13 protein-coding genes are annotated in these 12,011 nt (G+C 44.3%); 10 read left to right on the top strand and 3 right to left on the bottom strand.

The features are described 5' to 3' along the window. Positions 1–239 precede the first annotated feature (239 nt). The 6 genes from MADE_RS09140 (at position 240) to MADE_RS09115 (ending at position 5,649) form a co-directional block, all read left to right on the top strand. Entirely contained in the window at positions 240–1,424 is a 1,185-nt protein-coding gene (locus tag MADE_RS09140; RefSeq protein WP_015067117.1) for a D-alanyl-D-alanine carboxypeptidase family protein, read from the top strand. Between the two features lie 119 nt (positions 1,425–1,543). Next, the gene (ybeD, locus tag MADE_RS09135) at positions 1,544–1,807 is read left to right on the top strand and encodes a DUF493 family protein YbeD (protein ID WP_015067116.1); all 264 of its coding nucleotides are present in this window, start codon (positions 1,544–1,546) and stop codon (positions 1,805–1,807) included. 87 nt (positions 1,808–1,894) lie between these two features. Then, positions 1,895–2,479 (top strand): lipoyl(octanoyl) transferase LipB, encoded by a 585-nt coding sequence (lipB, locus tag MADE_RS09130; protein WP_408607843.1) that lies wholly within the window; start codon positions 1,895–1,897, stop codon positions 2,477–2,479. Then, complete coding sequence (gene lipA / locus MADE_RS09125; RefSeq protein WP_015067114.1) at positions 2,472–3,434, top strand: lipoyl synthase; 963 nt, start codon at positions 2,472–2,474, stop codon at positions 3,432–3,434. The genes lipB and lipA overlap by 8 nt, the downstream gene beginning before the upstream one ends. A 297-nt stretch (positions 3,435–3,731) precedes the next feature. Further along, complete coding sequence (gene ansA / locus MADE_RS09120) at positions 3,732–4,739, top strand: asparaginase (protein ID WP_023559673.1); 1,008 nt, start codon at positions 3,732–3,734, stop codon at positions 4,737–4,739. A 70-nt stretch (positions 4,740–4,809) separates the two neighbouring features. Then, the gene (locus MADE_RS09115; protein WP_020744731.1) at positions 4,810–5,649 is read left to right on the top strand and encodes a DUF2797 domain-containing protein; all 840 of its coding nucleotides are present in this window, start codon (positions 4,810–4,812) and stop codon (positions 5,647–5,649) included. Between the two features lie 91 nt (positions 5,650–5,740). Here MADE_RS09115 and MADE_RS09110 read toward each other — a convergent pair whose 3' ends face one another. Together MADE_RS09110 and MADE_RS09105 are read right to left on the bottom strand one after the other, a co-directional pair. Continuing rightward, entirely contained in the window at positions 5,741–6,292 is a 552-nt protein-coding gene (locus MADE_RS09110) for an NAD(P)H nitroreductase (protein WP_015067111.1), read from the bottom strand. Between the two features lie 179 nt (positions 6,293–6,471). Beyond that, a complete protein-coding gene (locus MADE_RS09105) occupies positions 6,472–7,086 on the bottom strand; it encodes an HvfX family Cu-binding RiPP maturation protein (RefSeq protein ID WP_020743484.1) in 615 nt (204 codons plus the stop codon). A gap of 42 nt (positions 7,087–7,128) precedes the next feature. On the opposite strand from MADE_RS09105, the gene MADE_RS09100 reads away from it, so the two are divergent. From MADE_RS09100 to MADE_RS09090, 3 genes are all read left to right on the top strand, one after another. Then, the gene (locus MADE_RS09100; protein ID WP_015067109.1) at positions 7,129–7,314 is read left to right on the top strand and encodes a hypothetical protein; all 186 of its coding nucleotides are present in this window, start codon (positions 7,129–7,131) and stop codon (positions 7,312–7,314) included. 202 nt (positions 7,315–7,516) lie between these two features. Beyond that, positions 7,517–9,382: a signal peptide peptidase SppA gene (gene sppA / locus MADE_RS09095; protein WP_023559672.1), complete on the top strand. Its 1,866-nt coding sequence runs from the start codon at positions 7,517–7,519 to the stop codon at positions 9,380–9,382. A 77-nt stretch (positions 9,383–9,459) separates the two neighbouring features. Further along, complete coding sequence (locus MADE_RS09090) at positions 9,460–9,915, top strand: SprT family zinc-dependent metalloprotease (protein WP_023559671.1); 456 nt, start codon at positions 9,460–9,462, stop codon at positions 9,913–9,915. A gap of 59 nt (positions 9,916–9,974) precedes the next feature. On the opposite strand, the gene yfbV is transcribed toward MADE_RS09090, so the two are convergent. After that, a complete protein-coding gene (yfbV, locus tag MADE_RS09085) occupies positions 9,975–10,424 on the bottom strand; it encodes a terminus macrodomain insulation protein YfbV (RefSeq protein ID WP_020743482.1) in 450 nt (149 codons plus the stop codon). 578 nt (positions 10,425–11,002) lie between these two features. Between yfbV and trxB the strand changes: the two genes are divergently transcribed. Next, complete coding sequence (trxB, locus tag MADE_RS09080; protein ID WP_020743481.1) at positions 11,003–11,968, top strand: thioredoxin-disulfide reductase; 966 nt, start codon at positions 11,003–11,005, stop codon at positions 11,966–11,968. Positions 11,969–12,011 lie beyond the last annotated feature (43 nt).

Genomic DNA, 12,011 nt, shown 5'->3' with positions numbered 1-12,011 from the left:
AATATCACGGTTTCTTCGCCTTAGACCTACTAAGACGTAAACTTTTTGATAAAACCTAGTCTTATAAGCAGCCTTTCGTTAAGATCTCACGTTGCCTCTGCGATACAATGAGGCTGCAAAGACAGGATTCAGTTTCGAACTGAACTAAAGCTAAAAATGGGTAGTCTTGTTTCGCGGTCTTCGCGTTAATAAGGTAAGCTTTAACTCACACGGATATAACGGTCAAAGAAATTAGAACCATGCTCAGAATAATTCAACGCGCTAAACCGTCATTACTTTCATTTGCCTTTTTGGTGTTAGGGACATTGTTACATACAGCCAGTGCTGCTGTAGTCACTCCGCCTGCTCCATCAGTCGCTGCAGAAGGTTTCTTACTTACCGACTATGAAACAGGTCACGTCATCGCGTCGAAAAACGCAGATATGCAGCTTGCACCAGCAAGTTTAACAAAGATCATGACCATTTATGTGATTGGTAAAGAACTTCAAGCGGGCAATATTAGCCTAGATGATGAAGTTACCATTTCTGAAAATGCATGGGCTAAGAAATTCCCAGATTCTTCAAAAATGTTTATTGAAGTGGGCACGCAAGTTTCCGTTAGCGACCTACTGCGCGGCATTGTAGTGCAATCAGGTAACGATGCCTGCGTTGCTATGGCTGAACATGTTGCAGGTTCGGAATCTGCATTTGCAAGCATGATGAACGCTCACAGCGCCTCGTTGGGTATGACAGCCTCTCATTGGGTAAATGCTCACGGATTACATGATCCTGACCACTACACCACCCCTCGTGACATGGCTATTCTTTCTCGTGCACTTATTGCCGAGACACCTGAAATGTATAAAATTTACAGTGAAAAAGAATTTACCTACAACGGTATTAAACAGTACAACCGCAATAGCTTACTGTGGGATAAAAGCTTAAATGTTGACGGTATCAAGACGGGCCACACCTCAGATGCAGGCTACAGCCTAATTACATCTGCTGAGCAAGGCGGCATGCGCCTAATTTCTGTGGTAATGGGTACTGATAGCGAACGTGCACGTAAAGTAGAAAACAAAAAACTACTTAAATACGGCTTCCGCTTTTACGAAACGCTTACCCCTTATCAAGCGGGACACAGTTTTGTCGCCCACCGCATTTACATGGGTGATAGAGAAACGGTAGACCTTGGAATTAATCAATCTACCCCCATTACTATTCCTCGCGGTCAAGCGGCGAATTTGGAAGCTAACTTTGAGTTAGACGACAAACTGGAAGCCCCGCTAGCTAAAGGTCAAGTAGTCGGTAAGCTATACCTACAGCTAGAAGGTGAAGACGTGGCAAGTTACCCACTGGTAACCCTTCAAGAAGTAAAAGAAGGTAGCTTCTTCAACCGCGCCAAAGACTACATTATGCTTCAGCTAGGCTTTGACGACGAGTAAAAGCAAATAGATGACTACGCTTTAAAAAGCGAGTGATTAAAAAGCTAGTTGTGAAGCGGCCAGATTTGTTACAATCTGGCCGTTTTTTTATATGATATTTTAAGTACCAAGGATATCGCATGGATACCCGTTTCGACGAACTACTAGATTTTCCAACAAACCAAACATTTAAAGTAATGGGCGTAGCACACGAAGACCTACCAGAACAGGTAGTAAGCTGTCTTCAACAGCACGCGCCTGGCGATTATTCCCCGGCAGTTAAACCAAGTAGTAAAGGTACTTACCACTCGGTTTCAATAAGTGTACGTGTAACCAGTAAAGAGCATATGGAAACCATCTACACAGAATTAGCCAAACTTGAGCTTGTTAGGGTTGTACTATAAGTGAGTGACCAGCCGATTCAGCCTGAAGCGAATGGTGTTGTAGTACGCCAACTAGGCCGTCAGCCATATGAGCCTGTTTTCGAGGCAATGAAACGCTTTACCGATGAGCGTGACCAGCACACCCAAGACGAGATTTGGCTAGTCGAGCATGACGCTGTTTTTACCCAAGGACAAGCGGGGAAAGCTGAGCATATCCTTATGCCCGGCGATATTCCCGTTGTGCAAGTAGACCGTGGCGGCCAAGTCACCTATCACGGCCCGGGCCAACAAGTCATTTATTTATTGCTTAATATCAAGCGAAGAAAACTTGGCGTTCGTCACCTCGTTACAGCGATGGAAGAATCTGTGGTCGGACTTCTCGCAAAGTACGGTGTAAAAGCCTATCCAAAGCCCGACGCGCCTGGCGTGTACGTGGACGAAAAGAAAGTGTGCTCTCTTGGTTTAAGAATACGTAATGGCTGCTCGTTTCACGGGTTGGCTTTAAATGTTAGTATGGACCTATCACCGTTTCAGCGTATTAACCCATGTGGTTATGCCGGTATGGAAATGATAGATACCGCGCGCCTTAACGGCCCAAATACGCTTGAAACCGCTGGTAATGAATTAACGCATTTGTTGCTAGAAGCGCTTTCCATTGCACAGCCAATATATAAAGAAGGTTTTGATGAGTAACGCACGACCTCAAGCGGGGGTAAAACTCCGTGATGATGAAAAAGTAAAACATATTCCCGTCACCATTATTCCTACAGAAAAGGAAGAAATGCTGCGCAAGCCGGAGTGGATAAAAATCAAATTGCCTCGTACTACCGAGAAAATTGATCACATCAAGAAAACACTTCGCAAAAATAATCTTCACTCGGTATGTGAAGAAGCAAGTTGCCCTAACCTAGCCGAGTGTTTCAACCACGGTACCGCCACCTTTATGATATTAGGTGATATTTGTACCCGCCGTTGTCCTTTCTGTGACGTAGCTCACGGTAAGCCTTTGCCTCCAAGTGCAGAGGAGCCAGAGAAGCTCGCTAAAACGATTGCAGAAATGAACTTGCGCTACGTGGTTATTACGTCTGTTGACCGCGATGATCTTCGCGACGGTGGAGCCCAGCACTTCGTAGATTGCATTAATGCTATTCGCGAACACAGCCCAACGACAACCATTGAAGTATTAGTGCCAGACTTCCGTGGCCGTATGGACCGAGCGTTGGAGATTTTCAAAAACGGCGTACCTGATGTGTTTAACCACAACCTTGAGACCATTCCTCGCCTATACCGAGAATGTCGTCCAGGTGCAAATTACCAGTGGTCATTAGACTTGCTTAAGAAGTTTAAAGCGCAACATCCTGACGTAATGACAAAGTCGGGCTTAATGATGGGCATGGGTGAAGAGAACGAAGAGATTCAAGGGGTACTTGATGATCTGCGCGCTCATGATGTTGATATGCTGACACTCGGTCAGTACCTTCAGCCTAGCCGCCACCACTACCCAGTAAAACGCTATGTGCACCCTAAAGAGTTTGATGCGCTAGGCGATTACGCCAAAGAGATTGGCTTTACTCATGCAGCGTGCGGCCCCATGGTTCGTTCAAGTTACCATGCTGACCAACAGGCGGCAGGTAAAGAAGTTAAATAATGTCAACGCCATTTCATTAATTGAAATACGTAACCAATACGCACTGCAGATTTTAAAAAGCGATGATTTCATCGCTTTTTTTGTGCTCATTTTCCGCCTTTTAACGTTTTATCGTGCACTTATAAAACGACATCGGCAGTAGAATTCGCTAGCCGTTATATTTATAAGCAGCAATTCTTGCTATGCCCTTTGCTTGCTAAATAATTACGGGTGACAAACCCGTAGGTATTGTTAGAATGCGCGAATTGTAGCTTAACTCCTTAAACGCCCCCCAAAAAACAGGGGTGAGGTCATTTCATGCGCAAACATATTTACATTGCCTATACAGGCGGCACCATTGGTATGAAACCCTCTAAACAAGGTTACGTACCCGCTGCTGGCTTCTTAACTGAAACACTAAAAAAGATGCCTGAGTTTCACCGCTCTGAAATGCCCCTTTTTACCTTGCATGAATATGATAATTTAATCGATTCCTCAGATATGGATCCGTCAGATTGGCAGCGTATCGCCGATGACATTGCCGATAACTACGATAAGTATGATGGCTTCATTATTTTGCACGGTACAGATACCATGGCATACACGGCTTCAGCGCTAAGTTTTATGTTAGAAGACTTAACGAAGCCTGTGATTGTTACCGGTTCACAAATTCCGTTAGCAGAACTGCGTTCAGATGGTCAGGTAAACCTGTTAAATGCCTTATTTGTGGCGGCAAACTACCCGATTGCAGAAGTAGGACTGTTTTTTAATAACCGTTTGCTTCGAGGTAATCGCAGCCGAAAAGTTGATGCCGACGGATTTAGTGCTTTTGATTCCCCTAACTTCCCTCCGTTACTTGAAGCGGGGATCAATATTCGCATTAAAGCAGGTACCTTGGCAGAAACACCTAACAATACCTTAACGGTATCTAGCGTAAAGGCCCAGCCTATTGGCATGGTAAGCTTATACCCAGGTATTGCCCCTGAGGTAATTAAAAACACGCTTCAGCAACCCGTTAACGCACTAATATTGCTAAGTTATGGTGTAGGCAATGCGCCGCAAAACCCTGAACTTATCGCGCAACTTAAATACGCGAAAGCCCGTGAAATCCCTGTTTTAAACTGTACGCAATGCATGCGCGGGCGCGTAAACATGGGCGGCTATGCGACCGGGCACGGCCTACAAGAAGTTGGCGTATTATCGGGTAGTGATATGACGCCAGAGGCCGCCCTCGCTAAATTACATTACTTGTTAAGCAAAGGGCTTGCGTTTGAAAAAATCAGTCAACTGCTTACACAAAACTTGCACGGCGAGTTAAGCGATTAACATAAAACACCTGCAACGTTTGCGTTAGCAGGCAATAAAACGACAACGTTTTAAAAATAAGGTTTTAAAAGTGACAACAACATATTCAGGTATGCTGCGAAAAATGCGCACCGCTGCCGATGAAGACAATACAGTACGCTATACACTCCCTATCGGTGACGAGTTTTTAGATATTAACAGCCTAATAGGTAAAGAAGTAACAGTAACCTTCTCGGGTGACATTAACTGTGTGCACTGTAATCGTAAAACCAAGAAAAGTTTTAACCAAGGTTATTGCTACCCTTGCTTAATTTCCTTGGCGCAGTGCGACAGTTGTATTATCAAGCCTGAGAAATGCCACTATCACGAAGGTACATGTAGAGAACCCGAGTGGGGAGAAGAACACTGCTTCAGCGACCATTTTGTTTATCTTGCTAATACCGGTACGGTGAAAGTTGGAATTACCCGAATGGTAACTGATGGCGTGTCGACGCGATGGATGGATCAAGGCGCTACCCAGGCAACCGTTATGTTACGCGTGCCAGATAGACTAACAAGTGGGCAAGTTGAAACCTTGTGTAAAGACCACATTGCCGATAAAACAAACTGGCGCACTATGCTAAAGGGGAAACCAGAAGAGGTGGACCTTGAGCAAGTCAAAACGGAGCTAATGGAAAAGATTGAAAACGACCTAGCGGCGTTGAAACAAGAAAAAGGACTGCAAGCGGTGTCGGAAGTGAGTACGCCTATTCACGATATTCATTACCCTGTAGAAGACTACCCGGTGAAAATTAAGTCGTTAAACTTAGATAAGACACCGTCGTTTTCTGGCGTACTAACAGGTATTAAAGGCCAATATTGGATGTTAGATGGCGACCGCGTTATCAATATCAGAAAGTTCGCAGGCTATAACGTAGACGTCACATATTAGAATTATGTGACGTCTAAAGGTCTACTCGCATTTGCTTTTACGTAAACGCTTGTAGACCTTTTAGCGTTTAGCAACCCACGAACGCGCCAATTTACTGCCAAAATTCGAAATAGTCGCCACTATTTCTCTGCGGCTTAGGCGCAGGTTCGAAGGCCGGCGTGCCAAGATACAAGAATCCAACCAGCTCATCGTCTTCGCTAAGACCTAAACCATTCCTTACCGTTTCGCATTGCGCATAATTGCCTGTGCGCCACATACCGTTAAAGCCCTGCGCAACTGCCGCCATTTGCATGGCCATAACGCCACAGCTGGCCGAAGCGATTTGCTCAACTCTTGGCACTTTTTCATGTTCAATATGCTTTGCAATTGCAACAACGACCATGGGCGCGCGATGCGGAAGCTGCACTGCCCTTTCTATGTCTTTTTGTGGCTTACCGTTTTCGATAGCCGACTTTTCATACAATGCACCTAGCTTATCTAACCCCTTTCCCGTACATACAATAAAACGCCATGGTGTTAGACACGCATGATCAGGTGCGCGCAGAGCAGCCTGCATAATATTTTCAAGTGCATCACCACTTGGTGCTGGCGCTTCTAAACGCGGCTGAGAACTTCTGTTAAGTAACAATGTTAAAGCGTCCATCTACGTCCCTACATATCAAATTCGTGCGTAATCTAGAGCGTTAAAAGTCTCTAGTTACCTAAAAGCATACCCGTAAAAGCGGTATGGTTGGTTGTATGCTAGATCCTACGGTCCATAAACAAAAAAGACCAGAAATATCCGGTCTTTTAGCGCGTTAATCAAGCGCTGTATTGCTTGTACTATGAAGGCATTTTAGGCGCAAAAAATTGTTTAAAGTAATAATCGACGCTTAAAAACCGTCCTCCGCCATATACAAACAGAACCAATAGCATAACGAAATACGTCGCAGCAAATTCAATACCGTTATTCAGCACCACAAAGTTGCCGCTTGACGTTAACCATTCGTAATGGCCATGGTTTTGTAATAGTGATTTCGCAGCCGATAGTTTTTCGGGCGCAGCCATAACACTTTCATTAAGCACGATAGTACCGTCAGCAAGCCAAGAAGACGCGTCAGCAATAGCCAACCAGCCATTATCAGCATGTACACTAACCATAGCAACGACCATAGTGATCATTAACGGGATACTGACTAGGCGAGTTAATGCCCCAAATAATAACAGTACACCCCCAACCAGTTCAGCGGCGGTGGCCAAAAATGCCATTACAAATGGTATAGGCAAGCCTAAACCGTAATCCTCATTTCCAAACCAGTCTACTATGCTGTCAAAACTAGATGCTTTATTCCAACCAGCTTGTATCATTACCGGTGCTAAATATAAGCGTAACAAAAATAGCGGAATGCCGTTGGCTAACTGTAGTCGTGCTACAAACTGTTGGTAAATTTTTATCATCGTTTTGCCTTTTTCAATATTTCAGAATAAGAACGGAGCAGTATGAAAAAAATTTCATCGCACAAGAATGCGCCTTCACCGTTCTCACGAATAATGCAAAAAGGCCAGCAAAAAGCCCGGTACAAGGAGCGCAACGGCAAGTTTTTAATGAGTATGAGTGAAGACGATCACACGCGTATAGCGCATCTTATTAAAAGGTGGCTAGAGGAAGACACTAAAACGCGTTAACGGCAGTTTAATAGCGAAATTATTGTTCTGGTGGCTAATTGTCCCTATTGATTAAGGTAAATCGAATGGCTGCACACAAAAAATTACAATTAAGTTCGCGATCTTATACGTTTTAGGTAACATAATGTAATGCAGTATATTGAGCAAGATACCCCTGACTGGTCTTGCTCTGATTAGTTAATTCAAAAAAGGTAGTGATCAAATGGCAGCCAAAGGAAATTGGACCAAATCCTTGTTTATTGGCTTGTGGACGGTGCTTAACTTCACCCGCAAACTTTTCTTTAATCTTATTTTCATTGTTATTTTTGTTGGATTGATTGTTGCTATAGCTGGTCAGGACAACGAGCAACTAACGGTAAATAAAGGCAGTGCACTTTTTCTAACGCTTAACGGCAAGTTGGTCATTGAAAAAGAAAGTGTTGATCCCTTCGAGCAGTTTTTACAGGAATCGCTAGGCAGTGAACCTGAAAACCCAGAAGTACTTGTTCGCGACGTGGTAAAAGTGCTAGAGAACGCCCAAAAAGACCGTCGTATTAAAGCTCTGGTGTTAGATTTGCAAGGCTTTACAGGCGGTGGTTTAGATAAACTTCGCGCCGTAGCGAAAGCTATTGACGGGTTTAAAGAATCGGAAAAGCCGGTATACGCTATTGGCGATTACTTCTCACAGGACCAGTATTACTTAGCAGCCCATGCTGACAACATTTATCTAAACCCAATGGGAGGGTTGATGTTTGAAGGGTATGGTCGCTTCGGAATGTACTTTAAAGACATGCTGGAAAAGCTGAAGGTTACCACACATATTTTCCGTGTGGGCACCTATAAATCAGCGGTTGAGCCACTCATGCGCAACGACATGTCACAGGAAGCCAAAGAAGCAGAAAAGCAGTGGTTAGATGGCTATTGGGCTCAATACAAGGCTGACGTTTCAGCAGCCCGCGGCATTGATGAAGCTAATTTTGATGAAACCCTTGAAGAGCTTTTGGCTAAGTTTGAAGCCGCCGGCGGCGACTTTGCTCAATATGCCCTGCAAAACAATTGGGTAGATGCGTTAAAAACACGAGAAGAAGTCAGGCTTGAACTTATCGACATAGTGGGCGAAGACGACAATAAACTCGGCGTGAATTTAACGTCATTTAATACCTACCTTAAGGTGATTAATCCGCCCATGCCGGCCATTGAATCTGATATGGATAAAGTCGCTATTGTTGTTGCCAAAGGAACGATTTTAGACGGCGATCAAAAAGCTGGCACTATAGGCGGCGACAGCACTGCACGTCTGTTAAGAAAAGCGCGATTAAATGACAACGTAAAAGCAGTGGTACTACAGATAGACTCTCCTGGCGGTAGTGCATTTGCATCTGAGGTTATCCGTCAAGAAGTACTCCAGCTTCAACAGGCGGGCAAGCCGGTTATTGCATCAATGAGCACTTACGCGGCGTCTGGTGGTTATTGGATTGCGGCAAGCGCAGATAAAATTATCGCAAGCCCGAGCACAATAACGGGCTCTATCGGTGTATTTGGCATGTTTATGACCTACGAAAATTCACTGGATTATTTAGGCATTCATAGCGATGGCGTCGCATCCACTGAGCTTGCTGGTTTTTCAACGGTTCGCCCGTTAGCACCAGAGTTTGGTCAGATTCTTCAGCGCAATGTGGAAAACACCTATGGTAACTTTCTGTCGCTTGTCTCTAACGCACGAGATATGCCAATTGATGAAGTAGACAATGTAGCGCAAGGTCGCGTGTGGATTGGTGACGATGCGATTAACTTGGGGCTAGTTGATGAATTAGGTACCCTTGACGATGCGGTTGTTGCTGCAGCCGAAATGGCTGAACTAGAAAATTACGATACGTTTTACGTAAAGCGTACATTAACCGCTCAGGAAATATTCTGGAAAGAATTTTTTGGACAAGCAATGACATTTGTCGGCAAATGGCAGTTTGCGAATGCAGATACTGCACTGGTTAACGAGTTTAAGCGTGTACTGAAAGAGTTTAACTTGGTAAACCAACTTAACGATCCGAAAGGCACTTATGTTCTTTGCTTACCCTGCGACGTTGAATAACGGGCAAGCAAGAAAAACTTTCTTAACAAAGAGGCAGTAAGATCGCTTCAAATGACTTAACCCAAGAACAGCGTCGTGTGATTACCGACGCTGTTTTTCGTTGCTATGATAAAGCGGAGCACTATTTTTCTCGTTCTTTCGAACGCCCCGCCATTACATTCAGACGTTCCGGTAAAAACGCGGGTACCGCATTTTTGCAACAAAACCGCCTTAACTTCCACCCTATTTTATACAAAGAAAATAGCGAGGTATTTATACGGGAGGTGGTGCCACACGAAGTGAGTCACCTACTAGTATGGATATTGTTCGCAAGGGTTCAACCCCACGGGAAAGAATGGCAATCGGTGATGCGGGGGGTGTTTGACTGCTCCCCAAGTGCAACGCATCAGTTTGATGTAAAGCGCGTAAGCCGCTCTTTTAGCTATAAATGTGATTGTGACACTTATGCGTTAAGTACGCGCAGGCATAATAATATTTTAAAAGGTGCCCAGTATAAGTGTAAGAAATGCAGCTCCTTGCTTAGAGCAGCCTAATTGGGGTAAATTTGGAAACACAAGGCTATTAATATTGCTTTGCCATTACGTGCTTTCGACTAATTAAACCAGTGTTTAGTAAATACGCTGTCTAAATCGTCAAACGCTGTCTTGAGAAGTTGCGCTAGCTCTTTGTATTTTGGTTTAGCCTTAGCACTAGCAATATTCACCCCTTGGGCGCGCATTTTAGCGTGAATCTCTTGATACCAACTTTTTAGCTGCGGCGGAAGGTATTGATCTGAACGATGACCAAGCCAAAGTAACCCTTGCATGGGTAAACTTAGAAAAAATGCACCTATAGCGATGGTCTGGGGTAAATAGTCAGCGCCTAAATTCTGAAATAAAAGCGCACAGGAAACCATAGCAACCGGAGGCATGGTCTTAATCGCAAATTTGGTTGCAGCAACCACACGGCACTCTGGGAAAAAAGCGTAAAGCTCTTTTCTAACAGGCCACGTCTTCATGTACTGCTGACCGTTTTTCAACATTGTCACTACTGATTGAGACATGGCCCACCTCTTTCATCTAACTATTTGACCAACTCTAGCGTTTTCATATTAACTTGCTGCACCGTATAGCTGATTGCTCATATACATTGGCATTTGGTTACGCTAAGCCTTCATACTACGTCAAGTATATACGATGTAGCAGCAAATTTGGTCGCATCTTTAGTTTAGTTGCCTCAATTTAACGTCATGGAAGATAGAAAAGCCTGAGAAAAAATAACCAAGGTTTACCCCTTTTTGAGTGGCTTATTTCCCAATATATATGGGCGCTAGCGCCTTGGATTCAAGCGTTATCTCATTCATTTAATAATTAAATGGTATAAGCATTGGCTATCTTTAAGTGACATTTTCTCAGCTTACGGGCATCATACGCATTAGAGTCCTAGCGATGTGCAGTACTACGTTCTTATCACGGCCTTTAAACTTTTGATGTGATAGTTCACTGCAATTTCCCGCTGGCTAACAACCATAATAAAAAGTAACTAGGTGTTGTGCTTGATTTAATAATTTTCGCCCCTACCTAGCTTTCTAAGAGAATTTGTATAAGTAGCCCGATTCGGGCGAAATATTTGGAGAGGAAAATGGCAGAAAGCAGACACGTCCGTCTACTTATCTTGGGTTCTGGCCCAGCAGGTTACTCAGCGGCGGTTTATGCTGCACGCGCTAACCTTGAACCTGTACTTTTAACTGGTATTCAACAAGGCGGACAGCTTACTACCACAACAGAAGTAGAAAACTGGCCTGGCGACCCTGAAGGTCTTACTGGCCCAGATCTCATGGTTCGTATGCAAAAGCACGCGGAAAAGTTTGATACCGAGATTATTTTTGATCATATCAACAAAACAGATCTGACTAAGCGCCCTTATACCCTTTACGGCGATAGCGGCACCTACACTTGCGATGCACTAATTATTGCAACAGGTGCCTCTGCGAAATACCTGGGCTTAGAGTCAGAGCAAGCGTTTATGGGTAAAGGCGTATCAGCGTGTGCAACATGTGATGGTTTCTTCTACCGCAATCAAAAAGTAGCGGTTGTTGGCGGCGGTAACACGGCCGTTGAAGAAGCGCTTTACCTTTCTAATATTGCCTCTGAAGTTCACGTTATTCATAGAAGAGACAGCTTCAGAAGTGAAAAAATACTTGAGCAACGTCTTCGTGAAAAAGCAGAGAACGGTAATGTTGTGTTACACCTAAATCGTACCCTTGATGAAGTGCTAGGCGACGAAATGGGCGTTACCAAGATACGTATCAAGGAAACCGAAGGTGATGCAACCGAAGAGCTTGACGTAATGGGTCTGTTCATTGCTATCGGTCACAAACCAAATACCGATATTTTTGATGGTCAGCTTGAAATGAAAGATGGCTACATTACAGTGAACAGCGGTACGAATGGTAACGCGACACAAACCAGCGTTGAAGGTGTATTCGCAGCGGGTGACGTAAGCGACCACATCTACCGTCAGGCAATCACTTCAGCGGGCACAGGCTGCATGGCCGCCCTTGATGCTGAAAAATACCTTGACGGTATTATGCCAGAACAAGGTTAAGTACCTTATTTGAAAGCCCTACGTTACTGTGGGGCTTTTTTAC

Origin of the sequence: Alteromonas mediterranea DE (genome assembly GCF_000020585.3) — a bacterium.
Lineage (GTDB): Bacteria > Pseudomonadota > Gammaproteobacteria > Enterobacterales > Alteromonadaceae > Alteromonas > Alteromonas mediterranea.
Note: the sequence above shows the minus strand (reverse complement) of the source record. Positions and strands in the feature narration are given on the sequence as shown.